Origin of the sequence: Clostridium sp. AM22-11AC, from assembly GCF_003473545.1 — a bacterium.
Lineage (GTDB): Bacteria > Bacillota > Clostridia > Lachnospirales > Lachnospiraceae > Enterocloster.
The window spans coordinates 1-23,129 of sequence record NZ_QUCM01000029.1 but is presented as its reverse complement, the minus strand read 5'-3'; the positions used below and the strand labels follow the sequence as shown (position 1 = coordinate 23,129).

Genomic DNA, 23,129 nt, shown 5'->3' with positions numbered 1-23,129 from the left:
CGGAAAGTTTTACAAGGGGACATCATTAATTAAAGGAGGAACAAAAACTTGAAAAAGACAGGAAAAAAATGGATGGCTCTGCTGATGGCATTTTCCATGGCAGCTCTTACAGCCTGCGGAAGCAGTGAAAAGACAGCGAGATCGGTTCTTCCACGAGATGCCTTCCTGCGGGAATCTACTATTTAAGCCAGAATGAAAATTCTTTAGGACAGCTTCAGACAGACGGGGAATTAAAGCTGACAGGCGGAACTGACCGGCTGGCCTATTACATGGATAAAGACGGACGGGCTTATACAAATACACTGGTCGATGGGAAAGTATATGGCCCGGACGGAACCCGGATCCAGTCAGATAGTGGTTGGGATATTGTAACCGTAGAAGAGGATGTTTATAAGGACAGTGACTATACAGGCGCTGAAGTGAAAGAAAATGCAAAGCCGGTCCTTACGGCCGGAAGCAGCGTGATCGTAAATAACAGCGGAAAGCTGAAAAAAAATGGAAAAGTAAAGCTGGACGGTGTTACATACCAGGTAAAAAATTATGCAGTCCAGGTAACAGAATAAACAGAGGTTTAAGAAGGATCATCTCAGCGTACCACAGGTACCGGAAGAGATGGTCCTTTTTGTGTACATTTATGGATAATTATTGGAATTTATTGAAAAACATTCATCAGTAAGGGGAAAAGCAGTTATTACAGTTGTATGCGGAAAATATAAAAAGGAATTCCAGGTTACGGTATGGGAAAAATTTTTGCCGGATTGGGTTGCAGGAGAATATATCACAGCGCCATACACGAATTCAGGAAAAACAGGTTTATCGGTAGATATAAGCACTTCAGGAAAGCGAGCATTGTCATACCCATATACAGACCAGAAAGGGATTAAGCTGGCAGCAGGAGAAACGCTGACAGTATCCTGTGATGACACATATGAAGTCCAGAATTATTATGTAATCATTCCAGGAAATACAGACCTTCAGTATACAACTGTCATGCACAATGGAAATCCGTGGATGGTAGTAGATCCGGATGCAGGTGGATCCACCTCAACAGAAACTCCGTTTGATAAGGCAAATGTTTCATACACTGCAGAAGAGGAGTGTTACATTGCATTGATGATCCGGCGAAAAGCTAATAACAATGACTTTGACAGCGAGGAATTAAGTGCTTTGAGCAGTCATGTTGTATGTAAGATAAATCCGTAGTAAACGATGAAAGAAGGTGTAAATAAAGATGAATAGGAGCATATGTATGAGTATTCAGGTTTGTGTAACCGGCTTGGTTGCATATTTAAGTCAGAAATTAGGAGTAACCTTTTATCTTCTGGGCATTTTGCTCTGCCTGATGGTGATCGATTACCTTTCAGGTATGGCAGCAAGCGCAGTGGAGGCTTTAGATCATCCAGATGATAAATCTTATGGCTGGAGCAGCAGAAAGGGTGCTAAGGGCATTGCTAAAAAGGTAGCGTATCTTTTTGTGATCGCTGTAGGAATGGTAATTGATTATGTGATCATACAGACGTCTGGTGTATTGGGATTTAATCTCCCAAATACAATGCTTTCCTTGCTGGTTACAGTATGGTATATGTTGAATGAAGCATTATCTATTACGGAAAATGCCGGTCGTATGGGTGCACCGGTGCCGGAGTGGCTTATGAAGTACATAGCAGCACTGAAAAATAAGATTGATAGCAGTAGAGAAAATGTAAGCAGTGAGACTTAGGATGGAGGTGATCCATACATCTCCCGTAGGCAGCTCGGGTTATGGCTGCCATTTGCGACGTCGCAATTATCAGTAGAATAAAAATCATGCATATGTTATAATGTCAAAGTTACCGCCCCTATACCCGGTAAGGAAAGGGGGTGTCTCCAATATGGAACCAGTGCTTTCTTTTATTGTCGCTGTTGCGGCTGGTGTAGCCTGCCACTACATCATCAAATGGTTAGACGGTGACAAATAATCGGTAACTAGCCTATGGTTTAAGCCACCATACAAAAAACGGAATAGAAAAGCCCAGGGAATTGCGCTCCCTGGGCTTTTCGTTTTGCGTCTCCAATACTGGTGCTTTCTTTTTGCCTAACGGCATTATAGCATATGCAGAAAATCTTTTCAAGATACCATTTGGAAGAAAGGAAATGCTATGAAAATATCAGATAACGGTTTAAATCTCATAAAAAAGTTTGAAGGCTGCCGACTAACGGCTTATCAAGATGCAGTAGGTGTCTGGACCATCGGATACGGCACCACCAATGCTGACAAAGCAATCACGGGAATTTCTATCCGTCAAGGTTTGCGGATCAGCCAGGAAACGGCAGATGAATGGCTGCGGCAGTCTGTAGATAAAAAGTATGGTCCAAAAGTAGACAAGTATAGTGCCTACAACTGGAATCAGAATGAATTTGATGCACTTGTAAGTTTTGCTTACAACATCGGATCTATTGATGGACTGACTGCATCTGGATCCCGCTCAAAAGAGGAGATCGCGGATAAAATCCAGGCATACAACAAGGCCGGAGGAAAAGTTCTGTCCGGTCTTATCAGAAGACGTCAATAAGAAATCCAGTAAATACAAGGTTTTTTAATAATACAAATCTTAATGAATTTTAAGAAAACCTCATTGTACATTTAAGAAAGATTTTCTATGATAAAGTCAGAAAGAAACGAAGAGCTGTTTTCACGGAACAGGATCAGGATACAGAAAAAATTCCGGGAGAGCAGGAAAAGAAAAAGGAGGTTACATAGATATGGAGATCAAGAAACCAGCCATGGCAGGAACACTGGAATCCAGTGATTGCCAGGTAACCGTAGAACCAGGAAATGGTTCTGTTGAGTTTAATCTGGAAAGCGCTGTGATCAATCAGTACGGCAACCAGATCCGCAAGGTAGTCCTTCAGACACTGGAGAACCTGGACGTAAAGGATGTAAAAATTTCAGTGGTGGACAAGGGCGCGTTGGACTGTACCATTAAGGCAAGAGTAGAAGGTGCGGTATTCCGTTCTTTAGATCAGATCAAGGATATCCCATGGGGAGGTGCAGTAAGATGATCAATGCGAATAAGAAACGTTTAAGAAGAACCATGATGTTCTTAAATGCACAGAAACCAGGTCTGATCAAGGACCCATATATCTACAAACCAGACTCCATTATGCTGGATCTGGAGGATGCGGTTGCTGAGAACCAGAAAGATGCAGCACGTTTTTCCTTATATCATGCATTAAAAGAGATCAACTACAGAGGCTGCGAGAGAGTTGTCCGTATCAATGGCCTTGACACCCCATACTGGGAAGAAGATATCCACTGTGCAGTAGCAGGCGGCTGTGATGCCATCCGTATCCCGAAGACAGAAAGCGCACTAGATGTACAGAGAGTAGAAGCTGTAGTAGAAGAATGCGAAAAGAAATACGGTATCCCGGAAGGCCAGACACTGATCATGGCAGCAATCGAGTCTGCAAGAGGTGTTATGAAGGCTCTGGATATCTGCGAGGCATCTGAGAGACTGTTTGGTATCGCTCTTTCCGGTGGTGACTATACAAAGGACTTACAGACACACATTACCGGTACCGGTCTTGAACTGATGGGTGCACGCCAGAACATGATCATCGCAGCCCGTGCAGCTGGTGTACAGTGTTTTGATACTGTATACACAAACCTGGATGACATGGAAGGTTTCCGTCACGACGTAGAGACCATCCATTTAATGGGATTTGATGGAAAATCCATTATCAATCCACGTCAGATCAACATTGTACATGAGATCTTCACACCAACCCAGAAGGACATCATTTTCGCTGAGAAAGTTGTTAAGGAAATTGATGAGAAAAAAGCTCAGGGTATCGGCGTATTTACTGTAGATGGCAAAATGATCGACATTGCATTCTATGACGGCGCAAAGAGGACCATCGAGCTTGCCAAGGCATCAGGCGTATATAAGGGGGATCTGTAAAATGATAAATGCAGTTGGAAGAGATATACCAGAAGAGATCCTGGAGATGACCGGTAAAGAGGTATTCCAGGGAAATCATTACAGGGACGGATATGTATACAAAAAGGACGGCCCATATACAAAGTGTGTGGTAAACAACACACAGAGCAAGCTGGTTGCAAACATCCATGATGTACTGGTAAAATGCGGCATCAAGGACGGAATGACCTTAGGTTTCCACCATCACTTCCGTGAAGGTGACTATATCGTAAATATGGTCATGGAAGAAGTACATAAGATGGGTATCAAGGATATCACTATCTGTGCAAGCTCCTTAGGTAAGGCACATGACCCGATCGTTCCTTATATCGAAGACGGAACCATCACCAATATCCAGTCCTCTGGTGTCCGCGGTAAGATCGGTGAAGCAATCTCTGCAGGTAAATTAAAGGGACTTGCAATCATGCGTTCCCACGGTGGCCGTGTAAGAGCGATCGAGAGCGGTGAGACAAGAATTGATATTGCATTTATCGGAACACCAACCTGTGATGACTATGGCAACTGCCGTGGTATCGGTGGTAAGAGTGACTGTGGCGTGCTTTCCTACGCTATGGTGGATGGTGACTATGCAGATAAGGTAGTAGCTATTACCGACTGCCTGGTACCATTCCCGAACTTCCCGGCCCATATCTCCATGACCAAGGTTGACTATGTAGTAGTTGTAGATGCTATCGGTGATCCAAAGAAGATCGCTACCGGTGCAGCAAAGCCAACTACCGATATGAGAAAGCTGATGATGGCTGATTACTGTACCCAGTTCGTAGTAAACAGCCCATATTTCAAGGACGGCTTCTCCTACCAGACAGGTGTAGGCGGTGCTTCTATCGCATCTACTATCTCTCTGGCTAAGATCATGAAGGAAAGAAATATCCGCATGCGTTTTGGCGTAGGTGGTCTGACCAAGCCAATGTGTGACCTGCTGATCAACAACCAGGTAGACTGCCTGCTTGATACTCAGGACTTCGACCTGGCAGCAGTAGAGTCTGTAAAGAACTTAAAGCATTTCCGTATCTCTGCTGGTGAGTATGCAGATCCATTTAACAAGGGTGCTGTTGTAAATAAGCTGGATTTCGTAATCCTGGCAGCACTGGAAGTAGACGTAAACTTTAACTGTAACGTAGTTGTAGGTTCTGACGGTGTGATCACCGGTGCACAGGGCGGACATCCTGATACAGCAGCAGGAGCTAAGTGTACTATCGTTATCGCTCCACTGCTTCAGGGAAGAATTCCTGCGATCTGCAGCGAGGTAACCACAGTAACCACTCCTGGAGAGAGCATTGACGTAGTTATCACGGATTACGGTATTGCTATCAACCCAAGAAGACAGGATCTGATCGAGGCAATGAAGGGCGTAGACCTGCCATTTAAGACCATTGAAGAACTGCGTGACATTGCATATTCTATCGTAGGCGAGCCGGAGAAGGTTCAGTTTGGAGACAGAGTTGTAGGTATCATCGAAGCCCGCGATGGCACGATCATGGACGTTGTACGCCAGATTAAGCCATATGAGTTTGCTTAGTCAGCAACGAACAAACCGCCTGCGTAAGCAGGCAGTGGAGCGCGTAAGCGCGGGTTTGTGAGTCTGAGAAGTTTGTGAGTCTGCAAAATTTATAAATCTACAAAACAAGGCCCATGCAGGCTGCCGGTACGGCAGCGGCATGGGCCTTTTCGATTTGAAAATTTCAAACCATGAGAATTTATCTCATCTCATTCAAAATATCTAGATCTGACACAGGTTTGATCATGTAGTTATCAATAATATTCCTTTCTTTTGCTTCTGCCAGTTCACGGTCTACCTGGTCGACCATGATCAGGCGGAGCATTCCGGTGTATCTTCCTTTAACAGACATACAGAAATCCACAGCGGAATTTCCGTCAATGAACTGTTCTACAACCAGAGCATCAAAAAGGTATGATTTCAATTTTTCTGCGGCTTCTTTAAAATCCATAACACAGGTGACCTGTATATCCCGTTTTGAGAAGTTGCGTTCTAAGAGACGGAGTACCTTAGGATTATCATCCACGATCAGCAATGAGATTTTTTCTCCTGACTGTTCTGAGAGATTTTTTCTCACACCATCCAGCGCATCCTGGACAGACGGGGCAAAGCTGCTGTTTCTATCTGGTACAGATGCAGGAAAGTACAGATGGAATACAGAACCGACGCCAGGTGCGCTTTCCGCATTTACCACGCCTCTGTGAGAAGTGACGATCTGTTCTGTAAGGGCCAGCCCAAGTCCTGTTCCTTTTCCACCTTTTTTAGTAGTAAAGAAAGGATCAAAGATCTGCTTTAATACATCCGGACTCATACCGCAGCCATTGTCCCGTATATCAATGCGCACATACTGATCCCAGGCATTTTCATTTCCAATAGGAAGATCCGGATCCAGATCCTTTTTATCTAACAGAATGGCAGATACCTCGATCTCACCGGTTTCATGTCCAATGGCATGGATGGCATTGACGCCAATATTTAAGATCACCTGATTTAACTGGGTCTCGTTTCCTACGATGGTAACACCTGGAAGGTTAATATTTTCTTTCAGTTCAATATTATCCGGACATACGGAGCGGACCATTTTCAAAGCACGTTTAAATACTCGGTCAGCGTCTAAAGTCTTAAAGGCAGTTTCCATATTTTTGCGGCTGAGAGAAGAAATCTGCTGTATGATCTCCTTGGCTTTTACAGAAGCATCATAAATTTCTTTGGCACTGTCATAGTTGTCGGAGCCTTCCGGAAGATCCATCATGAGAAATTCCGCATAGCCCATGATGGGTGTCAGCAGGTTATTAAATTCATGGGCAATACCGCCGGTCATGGTTCCCATGATCTGTAAACGCTGCTGGTGGGCAATGGTTTCCTCACTTTGGTGCATTCGCTCTAAGATCCCGTTTAATTCTGTTAAATAAGAGATCTGCTGACGGTCCTTTCTGCTCTTTAACATCAGATGGAAAATATAGGAAGCAGCAGCAAGAATGGTAAAAAGAACACCTGTAAATACAAAAAGCAGTTTTAAGGCGCCTTTTTCCAAAGGTACATACATATCACTCTGGTCCATAACAGCGCTGACAATGATAAAATCATCCCCAATATAGGCAGGGGTATAGGCGCTGACTTTCTCCACTCCCGGGGCACCTGGTTTGGTCCACCAGTAGGAATAATATTCATCCACAGCCGTCAGTCCCTGTTTTTGCCGGTCGATCATATTGCTGAGACTGGTGAGATTTTTTCCGGGAAACATTTTTTCACGTCCGTTTATTACATCAATTCCCCATTGCTCCAGCTGTGGATGCATCAGTACGATGCCATTGTGGTCTTTTAATATGAAATAACCGTTGGTTCCTACATTTAAGGGGCGTATGGTCTTATTGTAATAGGCCATGCCATTTAAGATCATGGAAATGGTTTCTCCGGTGTCGGTTTCGTAGTGGAGCATAAGATAGTGACTTTCATTTCCAATCTTTACCAGTCTGAAACACATCTGATCATCGATTTTTGACTCAGAAAGTGTCTCTTCCGGCTCATTGTCTGTACCGGATGTCAGGATGGTTTCTCCTTTTTTCTTGATGATAACATCCTGGACTACAGGACCATGCTCTTTTACATAAGTATCCCAGAGCGTTTCCCGTTCCTGTTCGTTTAAAGTATGGCTGCAGCTCCACATGCTTCTTATGTCAGATGCATATTCGCTGATGGTTTCTTCCAGACGTCCGGAAAGGCTTTCCACTGCTAAAAGCATCTGATCTTTCTGATTGCGCACAGCGGAGTTGCGGTATTCTTTCCAGATCCCGTTGCCGACGCATAAAAGTGCCAGGATAGCAGCAGCTAAAAATGCCGCAACCAGATAGAAGCGGCTGTTTTTCTTTAATGAGTCCATAGACAGGAAACGATTTTCTTTGCAGTTTTCATTCTTTTCCATATAAGCGATCATGTCCTTTCAGGTTGACTTGCTTCTTTGGTAATATTATAATGAATTTAATGCATATATGCAAAAGTTTTATGATAATTCCACGAAATCACACAAGAATAGGAAAAGAAACATGGCAGATAAAGTACTGATCGTTGATGACGACATTTCTATTTGTAAATTACTGGAAAAAGTAATGCACAGCAATGAACTTGATACAGAAGTGGCAGGAAGCGGAAAAGAAGCCCTGGAGCTGTTAAAACACCACACATATGATGTGATCCTTATGGATATCATGCTGGGAGATATGGAAGGTTTTGATGTGATCAAAGAACTTCGTGCAAGCGGGATCCAGACACCGGTGATGATCGTCAGCGGGCGAAATGAGGATTATGACTCTTTATATGGTCTTTCTATTGGAGCTGATGACTATATTACAAAGCCTTTCAGACCGTTGGTCCTTGGGGCAAAGGTAAAGGCTTTGATCCGCCGTACCAAAAATATGGGAAATCATTCCGATACCATTCAGTGCGGTCCTTTCACCTACGAAAGTTCTACCATGCGTTTTTATAAAGATGGGGAAGAATTGATCTTATCTTCTAAAGAAAGCGCGCTGCTTTTATTATTTATTAAGCATCCGGGCCAGGTATATACAAAAGACATGATCTACGAGCAGGTATGGGGAACCACCATCGCCATTGATGACAATGCCATTATGGTCTATATCAACCGTCTGCGCAGCAAGATCGAAAAAGACAGGCAGAAACCAGAGCATATTATTACGGTACGCGGGATGGGATATCGGTTCCTCCCGTAAATGTACGAAGATTAATACAAACCTTAACAAATTGTAAGATAAATCCCTTATACCTGTAAGGTTGCCTCGATATACTCATTTACAGATAGAAACATGACATAAAAATGTAAAGGAGAGAAAGAGTATGTCAGAGGTTGTAGTAGGTCTTCTTGGTTTTGCCTGTATCGTTGCTATCGTTGTAACACTTTTTAAGAGCAAAACCCTTCCCAGCATCGCATTTATCATCTTCCCGATGATCCTGGGAGCAATTCTTGTATTTGGCGGTTACTATTCATGGGAAAACATTGGTAAGCTGATCAAAAGCGGTTTTTCCAGCACAGGTCCAACAGCGGCACTGTTCGTATTCAGCGTTCTGTACTTCGGTATCATGACCGATGCAGGAATGTTTGATGTAATTATCGGAAAGTTAATGCTGTTAGTTAAGGACAATGTCATTGGCGTCTGTGTCATGACCTGTATCATTGCCCTGATCGGGCATCTGGATGGCGGCGGCGCTTCCACTTTCTGTATCGTAGTTCCGGCTATGCTTCCTGTTTACAAGAAGATGCATATGCGTCCGGCAACATTACTTCGTATTGCAGTTATTTCCATGGGTGTTTTAAACCTGATGCCATGGGCTGGTCCTACTATGAGAGCAGCAACCGTTCTTGGTATTGAGGCAGGTTCCTTATGGCAGACTCTTTTACCGATCCAGGCATGTGGTATCGTACTGGCACTGGTTGTTGCAGTATTAAACGGTATCATTGAGCAGAAGAGAGGCGCTGGTTTAAATGGTAAGCTGGCGAAAGAAGCAGCTCATCTGAGCGTAGAAGAAGTAGCTGCAGCTGATGCGGAAAATAAAGATCTGGCTCGTCCAAAACTGTTTGTATTCAACGTTATTTTAACCATTGCAGTTATCGCACTGTTAATTAAAGACATATTTCCAAGCTATGTTCCTTTCATGCTGGGTGTTGCAATTGCAATTCTGGTAAACTACCCAGGCGCAAAGATGCAGAAAAAGATCATCAACCTTCATGCAGGTCCGGCTCTGATGATGTGCTCTACCTTAATGGGTGCAGCTGTATTAATGGGTATCCTGGTTAAGGACATTGAAGGTGTAAACAGTGTTATCACCTGTATGTCAAACCTGATCAGCAGCATTTTACCGGCAGCACTTGGACAGCATCTGCCATTAGTAATTGGTATCTTAAGTGTACCGTTAGCACTGGCTTTCGATACAGACAGCTACTTCTACGGAATGCTTCCTGTTATGATCGGAATTGGCGAAGGATTTGGCGTTGGAGCAATGCCGATCGCAGTTGCCATGGTTGTATGCCGTAACTGTGCAACCTTTATCAGCCCAATGGTACCTGCAACTTTATTAGGTGTAGGTCTGGCAGATGTAGATATCAAAGACCATATTAAATTCAGCTTCCTGTGGGTATGGGGCTTCAGTATCATCTGTATGCTTATTGGAGCAATTGTAGGAATTATTCCATTATAATCCTATAACAGATCATTACATAAAATCAGATAGATAAATTTAAAATTCAAATCCTCCCCCATAAAGGAGCTGCTGCAGGCGTATCGTTGCGGCAGCTCCTTTGTTTATAATGCATATCAGGAACGCACTGGTGGTCTGTTTGCATATTTTAAATGTATTGACTTTCCGTTCAAATCTGCCTAATATTAAAACCAGGTCAGATTTCACGAAGAGATCGTGAAATAGCAAGGAGATAAAGGATTATGACAAAAGATCTGACAACTGGAAAGATCATGCCTATTCTGGTGAAATTTACCATTCCACTGGTTTTGGGAAATCTGTTCCAGCTGACGTACAATGCAGTAGACAGCATTATTGTAGGACATTTTGTAGGAAAAGAGGCACTGGCAGCGGTTGGTATCTGCAACCCGATCACAACACTTATGATCTTATTCTTAAATGGTCTGTGCATGGGAGCTGCTATTTTAATGGGAATGCAGTATGGAGCCAAAGACTATGATACCCTGCACCGCCAGATCAGCACCACCATGCTTTCAGGAGTGGTCTTTTCTGTTACATTGACTGTGCTCTGTGTTATTTTTGCAGTGCCTATGTTAAAACTGATCCAGGTAGATCCGTCTATTATGGATCTGACAGCAGAATACCTGCGGATCATATTCTGGGGATTGATGTTTACATTTTTATATAACTTCTTTTCCAGTACCTTAAGGGCATTGGGAGACAGTAATTCCCCGCTGTATTTCCTGATCATCAGTGCCGTGTTAAATGTATTTGGCGATCTGTTTTTCGTTATCGTTTTAAAGGATGGAAGCAGGGGCTGTGCTATTTCCACGGTATTAAGTGAAGCTTTATGCAGCCTGTTTTGTGTGATCTATATCCAGAAAAAAGTGCCTCTTCTGCGTCTTGGAAAAAAATGGCTGGTATTTGACAGCCGTCTTTTAAAGAAGACCATTGCCTTTGGCTGGGCATCTGCCATGCAGCAGGCAACTGTGCAGCTTGGAAAGATCGGTATCCAGGCGATCGTAAATACCATGGGCGTATCTGTTTCAGCCGCATTTGCGGTTGTCAACCGTATTGACGATTTTGCTTATACACCGGAGCAGAACATTGCTCATGCCATGACTGCCCTTATGGCCCAGAATAAGGGGGCAGGAAAAATCGACCGTATGAAAGAGGGGTTCCGCTGTGGTATCATACTGGAGACCATTTACGGTATCCTGATCTTTATCATCTGTTTTGCGCTTGCAAGACCTCTTATGATGATGTTTGTAAAAGATGAAGAGGTTATTGGACATGGTGTAACTTATCTGCACCTGATTTCTGTAATGTACCTGCTTCCGGCTCTTACCAATGGTATCCAGGGATTTTTCCGTGGCATCGGAGATCTGAAGATCACATTAATAAGCAGCTTTATCAACATGGCGCTGCGTGTTCTGGCAGCTGCGCCTTTAGTACTTATATGGAAAATGGGAATCGAAGCACTGCCATATTCCTATCTGGCTGGCTGGATCGGAATGCTGGTTGCAGAAACACCATTACTTTTAAAGACTTATAAGACCTGGGGAAAGAAAGCTGGGCAGTAGAGCTGGGCAGTCCTGCAGGAATGCAAATTATATGAAGGGAGAGAAAATTCGTGTTAGAAGGAAGACCATTAAAGGGATATGACCTGGAGCGTTTGAAAGAATTCTTAAAGTCCATGGACCTGGATTATGATACAGGAATTGAATACAGCATCTGCCTGGAAGATGAGGATTACCGCATTATTGCAGCAGGTTCTGTAGAGGAAAATGTATTAAAATGCATTGCCATTTCTCCGGATCATCAGGGAGAAGGGCTGTCCGGCACTATTATTTCCCACCTGACCCAGTATGAGTTTGAAAAGGGCAGAAGTCATTTATTAATGTATACAAAACCGAAAAACCAGGCTATGTTTGAGGACCTGGGTTTTTATACTATTTTAAAGACAGACAGAGTCTTGTTTATGGAAAATAAAAAGACCGGGTTTACGGATTTTATGGAAAAAGTAAAGGCAGAAAGCCCGGAAGATGCCTTAAAAGAAGGAAAAGTCATTGGTGCAATCGTAGCAAATTGCAATCCCTTTACACTGGGACACCGCTATCTTATAGAAACTGCTTTAAAGCAGTGTGATTATCTCCATCTGTTCGTGCTTTCTGATAAGCGTACCTTTTACAGTGCCTCTGAGCGTTATGAAATGGTGAAAGAAGGTGTAAAGGATCTGGACCGGGTGATCTTACATCAGACTTCTGATTATATTATTTCTGCAGCTACCTTTCCAACCTACTTTATGAAGGAAAAAACAGAGGCAGGAAAGGCAAACTGCCGCCTTGATCTGGAATTATTTGGAAAAAGGATCGCGCCGGAATTACACATTACAAAGCGCTTTGTGGGAACAGAGCCAAACTGTGCTGTTACGGACTGTTATAATGTGACTATGAAAGAGGTCCTTCCGGGATTGGGAATTGAAGTAACAGAGATCCAAAGAAAAGAACAGGAAGGAACCGCCATCAGCGCTTCCCGGGTGCGTCAGGCAGTAAAGGAAGGCAAAACAGAAGAGATCCGGGGCCTGGTACCGGAAAGTACCTGGAAGCATATAGCAGGAGAGAGATCATGACAAAAGAAGAACGGACCCTTGTTATCATAGACCGTCTGAAAAAAGAATATCCCGATGCAGGCTGCACCTTAGACTACAATCAGGCCTGGAAGCTGCTTGTCAGCGTCCGTTTAGCAGCCCAGTGTACAGACGCCAGAGTCAATATCGTAGTGGAAGACCTGTATAAAAAGTTTCCAGATGTAAATTCCCTGGCAGATGCACCGGTGGAAGAGATTGAAGCTATTGTAAAGCCATGTGGCCTGGGACACAGCAAGGCAAGGGATATCAAAGCCTGTATGACCCGGTTAAAAGAAGATTATAACGGGAATGTTCCTGATGATTTTAACGCTCTTTTAAAGCTGCCGGGAGTAGGCAGAAAAAGCGCCAATCTGATCATGGGAGATGTGTTTGGAAAACCTGCCATTGTAACAGATACCCATTGTATCCGTCTGGTAAACCGTATGGGATTGGTAGATAGCATCAAAGAGCCGAAAAAGGTGGAAATGGCCCTTTGGAAGTTAGTTCCGCCGGAAGAAGGAAGCGACTTCTGCCATCGTCTTGTGTACCATGGAAGAGCCGTGTGCAGCGCAAGGACGAAGCCGGACTGTGAACATTGCTGCGTAAAGGACGTGTGTGTTACTGCGTGTGGGGTAGGCACTTTTGGAACCGAAAGTGCCGTACGATAAAGTAATGGTTGTGAGAATTTGCCGTATTTAAATGCGGAGCCACGGCAAATTCTGTTGCTGGTCATGCAACGCATGAACAGTAACACGTGTGTGAAAAAGTGGGCGTAGAAGGCTGAAAAATGCCCTGTTAAGAAGCAATAAAAAATACGCTAAAAAGCTGTTAATACAATTTAATAAAAAGACAAAATAGTCTTGTAGAAGGCAAAAATTGTCCAGAGAAATCCCTCTCTTTTTTTATTATACTTAGTGCATAAGTTTCAAGAAGATCGACGCCGGGAAAGCTGCTGTTGGCAGATATGACAGGTAAACGATCTGAGATGAGAACAAAATCCAGTATAAAGAAGAGAGGGATATTTTTATGAAAGGGATCATGAAAAAAGCGGTTTTCCTTGCAGCTGCTGGTATGACGGCGCTGGCGCTTTCCGGATGTTCAGCGGGCAGTGGCGGAAAGCGGATCGTGCGTATTTCCCATGCGCAGTCTGAAACACATCCGGAGCACCTGGGGCTTTTAGCATTTAAGGAATATGTGGAAGAACGACTGGGAGATAAATACGAGGTACAGATCTTTCCAAATGAATTGTTAGGATCAGCACAGAAAGCCATTGAGCTGACACAGACAGGGGCGATTGATTTCGTTGTGGCAGGTACTGCCAATCTGGAAACTTTTGCCAGTGTATACGAGATCTTCAGTATGCCGTATCTGTTTGACTCCGAAGAGGTTTACAAGTCCGTAATGGAAGACTCCGATTACATGGAAAATGTATACGAGTCCACAGACGAGGCAGGTTTCCGTGTGGTTACCTGGTACAATGCAGGAACCAGAAACTTTTATGCAAAAACACCTATTAATACACCGGATGATCTGAAAGGCAAAAAGATCCGTGTACAGCAGAGTCCTGCCAGCGTTGCCATGGCAAATGCTTTTGGTGCAGCAGCAGCTCCCATGGGCTTTGGCGAGGTTTATACAGCCATTCAGCAGGGCGTGATCGATGGAGCAGAGAACAACGAGCTGGCGCTGACCAACAATAAGCACGGCGAAGTTGCAAAATATTATACATACAACAAACATCAGATGGTGCCGGATATGCTGGTTGCAAACCTGAAATTCTTAAACAGCTTAAGCCCGGAAGAATACCAGGTATTTAAAGAGGCAGCCCAAAAGTCCACAGAAGTAGAGCTGGAAGAGTGGGATAAGAGCATTGATGAGGCAAAAAAGATCGCAACTGATGATATGGGAGTGGAATTTATCGATGTGGATGTAAATGCCTTTAAACAGAAGGTACTTCCTCTCCACGAAAAGATGTTAAATGAAAATCCAAAGATCCATGATCTTTATGAACATATCCAGGAAGCAAATGAGGCAGCAGCCGGAAAGGAAGGCAAGTAATGGAAAATATGCGAAAAGTAAGAAAAACCATGATGAAAGTGCTGGGCTATCTGATCATTTTCCTGTTTATGATGATGACAGCAGTGGGAAGCTACCAGATCATTACAAGATATTTCTTTAACCGGCCAAGTACAGTATCAGAAGAGCTGCTGACCTATTCCTTTACCTGGATGTCCCTTCTGGCGTCTGCCTATGTTTTCGGCAAGAGAGACCATATGAGAATGGGATTTATGGCAGATAAACTGACCGGAAATTTCAGAAAATATCTGGAGATCATCATTGACCTGTTATCCTTCAGCTTTGCGGCAGTTGTTATGGTATATGGCGGCTGCTCCATTACAAAACTGACCATGATCCAGACTACAGCATCTTTGCGTGTGCCAATGGGGTATATATACGTGATGGTGCCTGTAAGCGGTATCCTTATTATGATTTTTGCGGCTATGAACGCAGTGGAAATGTTCCATCATGAGTTCAAAGAAGCCGGGGAGGTGAGAGTATGACAATCGCAGGACTTTGCGGACTGATTATATTTGTGTTGCTGGCGGTCATGCTGATTGCAGGCGTACCTATTGCTGTCGCATTAGCTGTTTCTTCTATTTGCGCGATCTTACCGGTTTTAAATATGGGTGCAAGCGTACTGACCGGTGCCCAGAGAATTTTCTCCGGTATCTCCGTATTCAGCCTTCTTGCCATTCCTTTCTTTATCCTGGCAGGAAACCTGATGAATAAAGGCGGTATCGCTATCCGTCTTATCAATTTTGCAAAGCTTTTTACAGGCAATATCCCAGGTGCATTAGCCCACACCAATGCAGTGGCAAATATGCTGTTCGGTGCCATTTCCGGTTCCGGTACAGCGGCAGCTTCTGCTATGGGTTCCATTATTGGACCTATTGAAGAGGAAGAAGGTTATGACCGTGATTTCTCTGCAGCAGCCAACATTGCAACTGCTCCTACAGGACTTTTAATTCCTCCAAGTAATGTTATGATCACATTTTCCCTGGTCAGTGGAGGAACCTCTGTAGCAGCTCTTTTCATGGCAGGTTATATCCCGGGTATCCTCTGGGGCCTTGCTTGTATGGTAGTTATCTACGTTTTCGCAAAGAAAAAAGGCTATCGCAGCACAAAGAAATATACTGCTTCTGAAAAGATCAAAGTATTTTTCCAGGCGATCCCATGCCTGTTTATGATCATCGTTGTTATCGGCGGCATTATCTCCGGTATATTTACTGCTACAGAAGGAAGTGTAGTTGCAGTTGTATACAGCATGGTACTGGCAATTTTCTTCTACAAATCCATTAAGCCTTCTGAACTGCCAAAGATCTTCCTTGACAGTGCGGAAATGACGGGTATCATCATTTTCCTGATCGGCGTATCCAGTATTATGAGCTGGGTCATGGCATTTACAGGTATCCCAACTGCAGTAAGTACTGCTATGCTTGGTATCAGCAATAACCGTTACGTGATCCTGTTTATTATCAATATCCTGCTGCTGATCGTAGGTACTTTTATGGACATGACACCGGCGTGCCTGATCTTTACCCCGATCTTTTTGCCGATCTGTCAGGCACTGGGAATGAACACCATTCATTTCGGTATCATGATGATCTTTAACCTGTGTATCGGAACCATTACACCGCCAGTTGGAACTACACTGTTTGTAGGTGTAAAAGTAGGAAAAACAAGGATCGAGCAGGTGATCCAGCCATTGCTTTATTACTTTGGAGCCATCTTTATTGTACTGTTGTTAGTTTCCTACATTCCAGCGCTGTCACTTTGGCTGCCGGGACTGCTGGGATATGTATAAAAAATAGGAGATCTGCCTGCTGAGGCAGGTGGAAAGGTGCAGCAGAACAGGCAAGGCGCATAAGACCCCGGAAATTTTATACCCCGGGGTCTTTTTTTGTTGCCAACTTTTTTTGCATATAGTATAATTTCTGATGATACCAGGGGACAAAGTTTGGAAGACCGACGCAAGCTTGCTTGCAGGAGGACTTGCAAAATTGGGACCCGCCAAAAACATGAGTAAGAAGCCATTTTTGTTAAAAAATGAGCGGATTACGAATGTTTTCTAGGATTGCGGGAGCACACAGTGCGGAGCAATCCGGTATCATCAAAAAGACCGAATTACAGGGGACGCAAGGCATTTAGCAATATGCAGTGGCCCTGGTGACAGAAAGGAAGAACGAACATGACAATCAGGATCGGTATTTTAGGTTATGGTAATCTGGGAAAAGGAGTAGAGTGTGCCATTAAGCACAATCCAGATATGGAACTGAAGGCAGTATTTACAAGAAGAGATCCTTCCACCCTTTCCATTCTTACAGAAGGCGCAAAAGTTTATTCAGTGAATGACGCACCTGCAATGAAAGATGAGATCGATGTTCTGATCATCTGCGGCGGCAGCGCTACAGATCTTCCAAAACAGACTCCAGAAATGGCAAAATATTTCAATGTAATTGACAGCTTTGATACACACGCAAGAATTCCGGAACATTTTGAGGCAGTAGATAAGGCAGCAAAGGAAAGCGGCCATATCGGACTGATCTCCGTAGGCTGGGATCCAGGCATGTTCTCCTTAAACCGTCTGTATGCAAATGCTATCCTTCCAGGTGGAAAAGATTATACATTCTGGGGCAAGGGCGTAAGCCAGGGACATTCTGACGCCATCAGACGGATCGCAGGCGTTAAGGATGCAAGACAGTATACCATTCCGGTAGAAAGTGCCTTAGAGGCAGTAAGAAGCGGCAGTGAGCCGGAACTGACTACCAGACAGAAACATACCAGAGAGTGCTTTGTAGTGGCAGAAGAAGGCGCAGATCTTAAGAAGATCGAAGAAGAGATCGTTACCATGCCAAACTACTTTGTCGATTATGATACTACTGTACACTTCATCAGCGAAGAGGAGCTGTTAAGAGACCATGCAGGTATCCCACATGGCGGCTTCGTGATCCGTACAGGAAAGACCGGCTGGAACAATGAAAATTCTCATGTAATTGAATACAGCTTAAAACTTGACTCCAACCCTGAATTTACTTCTTCTGTACTGGCTGCTTATGCAAGAGCTGCATACCGTTTAAGAAAAGAAGGACAGACTGGATGCAAGACTGTATTTGATATTGCACCAGCTTATCTGGCAGCAGAAGACGGAGCATATTTAAGAAAGCACATGCTGTAGGAGAAATACTATGACTTATGTTCAGAGAACCATCTGCCCTTATGACTGTCCCACATCCTGTGGACTGTTAGCAGAAACCGACGGAAAGAAGATCTTACGTGTCAAAGGTGATAAGACCCACCCAGCCAATAAAGGTCTGATCTGTGGGAAGATGCAGCATTATGAGGAGTCCATAAACAGTGAAAAAAGGATCCTTACACCTCTTCGCCGTACCGGCAAAAAAGGCAGCAGGCAGTTTATGCCCATTACCTGGGAGGAAGCAGGAGATGAGATCGCAGAGCGTTTTCTGAACATATGCAGGGAGGATGGCCCCCAGGCTATCCTTCCCGCTGTCTACTCGGGAGTCATGGGCCAGATCCAGAGAAAGTGCGGGGAAGCATTTTTTAACCGTTTAGGTGCCTGTTCCCTGGTACTGACTCTCTGTGCATCTGCTAAAGGTGCCGGTTACAGTGCCGTTGCCGGAAAAACCGGCTGTCTGGATCCGAGAGAGCTGGAAAACAGCGATTTCTTTCTCATCTGGGGCAGCAATATCATGGCTACCAGGCTGCAGATCTTACCTCTTCTTGCCAGAAAACGGAAAGAAGGAAAACAGGTGATCCTGATCGAAGCCTGTGGCAGAGACAGTGCCTCTCTCTGCGACAAAGCGGTCTATATCCGTCCTGGAACAGACGGGGCTTTAGCTCTTGCCATGATGCATGTTCTCTGGCGGGAGCATTTAGAAGATGAGGATTTCTTAAGGAACCAGGCGGATGGTTATGAGCAGTTTTTACCGGAGATCCGGAAAGCTACGCCTGAATGGGCACAGAACATTACGGGGATCCCTGCTGAGGTGATCGAAGAACTGGCGCTTGTTTACGGAAAAGCAAAAGCGCCTGCTATTGTACTGGGAAGCGGTCTTTCCCGTTACGGAAACGGTGGAATGACCGTGCGGCTGATCACTATCCTTTCTGCTTTTACAGGAGCCTGGAAGCGGCCAGGCGGTGGCATCTGCGGATGCGACCACAATCTGGGTGATTTTGTTGATACAAAACAGATTACAAGACCGGATCTCAGAAAAGAACCGGCACGGATCGTAAATATCAACCAGCTTTCATCTGCTTTAAATGCAGAAGGAAAAGATAAGATAAGGGCTTTTTATGTATATGCAGGAAATCCGGTGAATTCTGTATGCAACCAGACGGGGCTTTTAAAGGGAGTTGCGAGGGAAGACCTGTTTACAGTGGTTCATGAGCGGTTTATGACAGATACAGCTCTTTATGCGGACATTATCTTACCGGCCACTTTTTCTGTGGAGCAGACAGACTGCTTTAAGCCATACGGATATGGTACTTTTGCAGTGGCTAATAAAATCATTGATCCGCCGGGACAGTGTAAGAGCAACTGGGATACCTTCTGTTTTCTGGCCGGGAAGTTGGGATTTGAGGAAGATTACTTTAAACAGACAGCAGAAGAGGCCCTGGAGGATCTGCTTTCCCATCCCGGAAAGGATCTGGCGCGGCTGTCAGAAGAACAGTGGCAGTTTTTAAGAGAAGGCGGCACGATTTCTGCAGATTTTGCGGATCACTGTGATTTTAAAACACCTTCCGGGAAGTTTATGATCGTAAATAAGTCGTTGAAGGATCCTGTTCCCCACTATATACCGTGTTACGACGGTACATATCCCTTCCATCTGATCTCAGTGCCTGACAGTCATACCTTAAATTCTATCTTTTTGGAGCGTGACAGTCTGGTGGAAAACAGAGGCCCCATGTCCCTGTTGCTCCATCCACAGGACGGAGCAGAACTGGGGATCCAGGATGGAGATCCGGTTACAGCCTGGAATGACCTGGCAGAGGTAGAATTTAAGGCTGTGTTTACAGATCAGATCGCCAGAAAAACAGCAGCAGCATCCGGCGTGTACAGCTCCTCTATTACCGGGCAGCGTTTTCAGGTAAATGCCTTAAATCATGAACGCCTGTCTGATATAGGTGAAGCTACGACACTGAATGATAACACCATTAACATAAAAAGGAGTACCTTTTGAAACAGTATTTTGTACCATTTAAAGAATTACGTTCCCTGACAAGAGGAGAAAAATTTGCAGTATTGTCCCTGATCCCGTTATATTTCATTGTCATTGGCCTGTTTCTTCAGCCAATCAACGAGATCATTCCGGGAATTATACGGATCGTGCGGGAGCCGGACGTACTGATCACAGACTATTTTGCAGTAGGAGGAATTGGAGCTGCCCTGATCAATGCGGGGCTTACAACTCTGCTCAGCATTGCCCTTCTCTATTTTTCGGGAAAGGAGATGGACGGTCATACCATTACTTCCAGCTGTCTGATGTTCGGATTTTCTCTTTTTGGAAAGAACATTGTCAACATCTGGGCCATTATGGCAGGTGTTGTTTTGTATGCGAAATATCATGGTACTTCTTTAAAACGTTATCTGTATGTAGGTCTGTACGGCACCAGTCTTTCCCCTATTATGACACAGATGATGCATATCGGAAAATTTCCTGCGCCGGTCTGTCTTATGCTGTCACTGCTTTTGGGACTGGCTATAGGCTTTGTGCTGCCGCCTTTGTGTACCCATGTGCACTACGCCCATCAGGGATATTCCCTGTATAACGTAGGATTTGGCGCAGGTATTATTGCAACGGTAGTAGTATCTCTTGCTAAATCTTTCGGGATCAAAGTAGAATCCCGCCTGATCTGGTCTGTTGGAAATAATACCCTGTTTGCTGTTTTACTTATGTCTTTATTTGGCTGTATGATCGCATCAGCAGTGGCAGTGCGGGGAAAGACGATCCTGGAGTCTTATAGACGTATCCTGAAAACATCAGGGATTGGTGGAACCGATTATCTGAAAGATGAAGGCGGAGCTACTACTGTATTTAATATGGGTGTCAATGGCCTGTTTGCCACTCTGTTCGTTCTGGCAGTAAAAGGGGATCTGAACGGTCCTACGATCTGTGGTATTTTTACGATCGTTGGTTTCAGCTCCACAGGAAAGCATTTAAGAAATATCGCCCCTATCATGTTTGGGGTCTATCTTGCAAGCTTTACCAAAACATGGGCGATTAACCAGCCATCCCCTATCCTTGCGCTGTTATTTTCCACTACACTGGCGCCTGTAGCAGGAAGGTTTGGCCCGGTGGCAGGCATTATTGCAGGTTATCTTCATTCTTCTGTTGCTTTAAACGTAGGAATTGTATACGGAGGCATGAATTTGTATAACAATGGTTTTGCCGGCGGTATTGTTGCAATCTTTTTAGTACCTGTGGTACAGTCGATCAGTGACAGAAGAGCAAGAGCGAGAGGCGAGCTGTCCCTGTAGTGTTCTGCCTGCTGATGGGAATAAAAATTCCAAAAAACATGAAATATGGGAAAGAAGGAAATTGACTATATGGATGAACGTTTGAAAAAACAGCTGGATTTTGCCCTGGAGATCGATAAGGAAAAAAATATTCTCCGCCAGACTCATTTATCCGGTCACGGAAGAAATGAAAATGACGCAGAACATGCGTGGCATATGGCGATCATGGCCTATCTTTTACGGGAGTATTCCAATGAGCCTGTTGATATTACCAGAGTCATGCTTATGTGTCTGATCCATGATGTAGTGGAGATCGACGCCGGGGATACTTATGCCTATGATGAAGAAGGCAAGAAGACCCAGAAGGCAAGGGAAGAGGCGGCAAAAGAACGGATCTATTCCCTGCTTCCTGAGGATCAGAAAGAGGAACTGGCAGCTATTTTTGACGAATTTGAGGAAAGTAAGACACCGGAGTCAAAATTTGCCCATGCAATGGACAATCTTCAGCCATTGATGCTTAACAACAGCAATGACGGAGGGGACTGGAGAGAACACGGTGTCAGCGCAAAGCAGGTTTACGGCCGCCAGAGCCGCACAAAAGAAGGTTCTGAAAAACTGTATGAGGTTACAGATCAGATCATAAAAAAACATAGGGAGAAGGGGAATTTAAAATGAAATTAGCAGTTATCTATGACTCAAAAACAAATAATACAGCGGCAGTAGCAGGCTATATGGCAGAGGCAATGAACAGCCTTGAAGGGGTAGAGGCAAAAACATTCCTGTATTCAGAAGTAGATACAGAGTTTGTAAAAGAATGTAAAGGCGTTGTGTTTGGCTGTCCTACTTATGCAGCTGGTCCTACATCTGATTTTTATACCTGGATGGAGAAAAATGCAGGCGGTCTGAATTTGGCCGGAAAATTAGGCGGTGTATTTGCTACAGAACAGTACATCCATGGCGGTGCTGACCTGACTATGAACGCGCTGCTCATCCACCTGTTAGTATATGGAATGATGATCTATTCCGGCGGAGCTTCCTGTGGCAAACCAGTGATCCACATGGGACCGGTAGAAGTCAGCCCAAAGAAAGAAGATTTCAAAGAACTGTTTGAGATCTTTGGCAAACGTTTTGCAACACAGGCGTTAAAGATCAACGGATAAACCTATTATCAAAAAGGAAACTACGAAAAATGAAAACAGCAGGAAACAACAGAAAAACCACATCAAACCGAGTGGCCCTTTATGGTCTTCTTATAGCTCTGGCCTTTGTATTAAGCTATGTTGAAACATTATTCCCTGTTTATCTGGGAGCGCCGGGCGTGAAGCTGGGGTTAGCCAATCTGGTAACAGTCATTGCCCTGTATGGCCTGGGAGTGAAAGAAGCCTTTGCCATTAATGTAGTGCGTGTATTGTTATCCGGCTTTACATTTGGAAATATGTCGTCGATCCTGTTTGGTATGGCAGGAGCAGTTTTAAGTCTGTTTCTTATGGCTGTATGCAAAAAGCTCCGCCTTTTTGATATGACCGGTATCAGTATCATAGGCGGAGTTGCCCACAATATCGGCCAGTTTCTGGTGGCTGCATTTGTGACAAAAACATTTGGCGTATTTTCCTATCTTCCGGTACTGCTGATCGCAGGAACCGTGGCTGGAGCACTGATCGGACTTTTAGGCGGGATCATTTTAAAAAGGATCAGCAGGATCTTACCGAAAGGATAAAAAACTGTTTATAAATTACTAAAACTTCCCACACCGATGTGGTGTGTTGAACCTTGAAAATT

At 44.3% G+C, this 23,129-nt stretch carries 23 protein-coding genes; 22 read left to right on the top strand and 1 reads right to left on the bottom strand.

The features are described from left to right. The first annotated feature begins 48 nt into the window (after nucleotides 1-48). From DW251_RS18020 to citF, 8 genes are all read left to right on the top strand, one after another. Nucleotides 49-186, top strand: coding sequence for a hypothetical protein (locus tag DW251_RS18020; protein WP_182433643.1), 138 nt, complete (start codon nucleotides 49-51; stop codon nucleotides 184-186). Between the two features lie 83 nt (nucleotides 187-269). Then, on the top strand, nucleotides 270-563 hold the full coding sequence (locus DW251_RS16440) for a hypothetical protein (protein WP_118301769.1): 294 nt from the start codon (nucleotides 270-272) through the stop codon (nucleotides 561-563). A gap of 286 nt (nucleotides 564-849) precedes the next feature. Next, entirely contained in the window at nucleotides 850-1,203 is a 354-nt protein-coding gene (locus DW251_RS17820; protein ID WP_147352244.1) for a hypothetical protein, read from the top strand. Between the two features lie 46 nt (nucleotides 1,204-1,249). After that, nucleotides 1,250-1,720, top strand: coding sequence for a phage holin family protein (locus tag DW251_RS16430; RefSeq protein ID WP_243035019.1), 471 nt, complete (start codon nucleotides 1,250-1,252; stop codon nucleotides 1,718-1,720). A 418-nt stretch (nucleotides 1,721-2,138) separates the two neighbouring features. Beyond that, the gene (locus DW251_RS16425; RefSeq protein WP_021870441.1) at nucleotides 2,139-2,552 is read left to right on the top strand and encodes a lysozyme; all 414 of its coding nucleotides are present in this window, start codon (nucleotides 2,139-2,141) and stop codon (nucleotides 2,550-2,552) included. A gap of 190 nt (nucleotides 2,553-2,742) precedes the next feature. After that, on the top strand, nucleotides 2,743-3,042 hold the full coding sequence (citD, locus tag DW251_RS16420; protein ID WP_021870440.1) for a citrate lyase acyl carrier protein: 300 nt from the start codon (nucleotides 2,743-2,745) through the stop codon (nucleotides 3,040-3,042). After that, a complete protein-coding gene (locus tag DW251_RS16415) occupies nucleotides 3,039-3,941 on the top strand; it encodes an aldolase/citrate lyase family protein (protein WP_021870439.1) in 903 nt (300 codons plus the stop codon). Before citD ends, DW251_RS16415 begins: the two co-directional genes overlap by 4 nt. 1 nt (nucleotide 3,942) lies before the next feature. Beyond that, on the top strand, nucleotides 3,943-5,499 hold the full coding sequence (citF, locus tag DW251_RS16410) for a citrate lyase subunit alpha (protein ID WP_118301766.1): 1,557 nt from the start codon (nucleotides 3,943-3,945) through the stop codon (nucleotides 5,497-5,499). Between the two features lie 178 nt (nucleotides 5,500-5,677). On the opposite strand, the gene DW251_RS16405 is transcribed toward citF, so the two are convergent. Continuing rightward, complete coding sequence (locus DW251_RS16405) at nucleotides 5,678-7,900, bottom strand: ATP-binding protein (protein ID WP_243035017.1); 2,223 nt, start codon at nucleotides 7,898-7,900, stop codon at nucleotides 5,678-5,680. Nucleotides 7,901-8,021: 121 nt separating this feature from the next. Between DW251_RS16405 and DW251_RS16400 the strand changes: the two genes are divergently transcribed. From DW251_RS16400 to DW251_RS16335, 14 genes are all read left to right on the top strand, one after another. Continuing rightward, nucleotides 8,022-8,705: a response regulator transcription factor gene (locus DW251_RS16400; protein ID WP_021871390.1), complete on the top strand. Its 684-nt coding sequence runs from the start codon at nucleotides 8,022-8,024 to the stop codon at nucleotides 8,703-8,705. 124 nt (nucleotides 8,706-8,829) lie between these two features. After that, complete coding sequence (locus DW251_RS16395; protein ID WP_021871391.1) at nucleotides 8,830-10,188, top strand: citrate:proton symporter; 1,359 nt, start codon at nucleotides 8,830-8,832, stop codon at nucleotides 10,186-10,188. A 242-nt stretch (nucleotides 10,189-10,430) separates the two neighbouring features. After that, the gene (locus DW251_RS16390; RefSeq protein ID WP_118301765.1) at nucleotides 10,431-11,771 is read left to right on the top strand and encodes an MATE family efflux transporter; all 1,341 of its coding nucleotides are present in this window, start codon (nucleotides 10,431-10,433) and stop codon (nucleotides 11,769-11,771) included. A gap of 50 nt (nucleotides 11,772-11,821) precedes the next feature. Then, entirely contained in the window at nucleotides 11,822-12,820 is a 999-nt protein-coding gene (gene citC, locus DW251_RS16385) for a [citrate (pro-3S)-lyase] ligase (protein ID WP_118301764.1), read from the top strand. Then, nucleotides 12,817-13,485 carry an endonuclease III gene (gene nth, locus DW251_RS16380; RefSeq protein WP_118301763.1) on the top strand — a complete coding sequence of 223 codons (669 nt, stop codon included), beginning with the start codon at nucleotides 12,817-12,819 and terminating at the stop codon, nucleotides 13,483-13,485. Before citC ends, nth begins: the two co-directional genes overlap by 4 nt. Nucleotides 13,486-13,843: 358 nt before the next feature. Further along, entirely contained in the window at nucleotides 13,844-14,872 is a 1,029-nt protein-coding gene (locus DW251_RS16375; protein ID WP_118301762.1) for a TRAP transporter substrate-binding protein, read from the top strand. After that, nucleotides 14,872-15,375 (top strand): TRAP transporter small permease, encoded by a 504-nt coding sequence (locus DW251_RS16370; protein WP_118301761.1) that lies wholly within the window; start codon nucleotides 14,872-14,874, stop codon nucleotides 15,373-15,375. Before DW251_RS16375 ends, DW251_RS16370 begins: the two co-directional genes overlap by 1 nt. Further along, nucleotides 15,372-16,679 carry a TRAP transporter large permease gene (locus DW251_RS16365; RefSeq protein ID WP_118301760.1) on the top strand — a complete coding sequence of 436 codons (1,308 nt, stop codon included), beginning with the start codon at nucleotides 15,372-15,374 and terminating at the stop codon, nucleotides 16,677-16,679. Before DW251_RS16370 ends, DW251_RS16365 begins: the two co-directional genes overlap by 4 nt. A 384-nt stretch (nucleotides 16,680-17,063) precedes the next feature. Further along, entirely contained in the window at nucleotides 17,064-18,050 is a 987-nt protein-coding gene (locus DW251_RS16360; RefSeq protein WP_118301759.1) for a diaminopimelate dehydrogenase, read from the top strand. A gap of 10 nt (nucleotides 18,051-18,060) precedes the next feature. Next, entirely contained in the window at nucleotides 18,061-20,073 is a 2,013-nt protein-coding gene (locus DW251_RS16355) for a molybdopterin-dependent oxidoreductase (protein ID WP_118301758.1), read from the top strand. Then, nucleotides 20,070-21,371, top strand: coding sequence for a DUF1576 domain-containing protein (locus DW251_RS16350; protein ID WP_021871400.1), 1,302 nt, complete (start codon nucleotides 20,070-20,072; stop codon nucleotides 21,369-21,371). The genes DW251_RS16355 and DW251_RS16350 overlap by 4 nt, the downstream gene beginning before the upstream one ends. Nucleotides 21,372-21,440: 69 nt before the next feature. Continuing rightward, the gene (locus tag DW251_RS16345; RefSeq protein WP_021871401.1) at nucleotides 21,441-22,025 is read left to right on the top strand and encodes an HD domain-containing protein; all 585 of its coding nucleotides are present in this window, start codon (nucleotides 21,441-21,443) and stop codon (nucleotides 22,023-22,025) included. Then, the gene (locus tag DW251_RS16340) at nucleotides 22,022-22,510 is read left to right on the top strand and encodes a flavodoxin domain-containing protein (RefSeq protein ID WP_021871402.1); all 489 of its coding nucleotides are present in this window, start codon (nucleotides 22,022-22,024) and stop codon (nucleotides 22,508-22,510) included. Before DW251_RS16345 ends, DW251_RS16340 begins: the two co-directional genes overlap by 4 nt. Nucleotides 22,511-22,539: 29 nt before the next feature. Next, the gene (locus DW251_RS16335) at nucleotides 22,540-23,067 is read left to right on the top strand and encodes a Gx transporter family protein (RefSeq protein WP_021871403.1); all 528 of its coding nucleotides are present in this window, start codon (nucleotides 22,540-22,542) and stop codon (nucleotides 23,065-23,067) included. The last annotated feature ends 62 nt before the right edge of the window (nucleotides 23,068-23,129 follow it).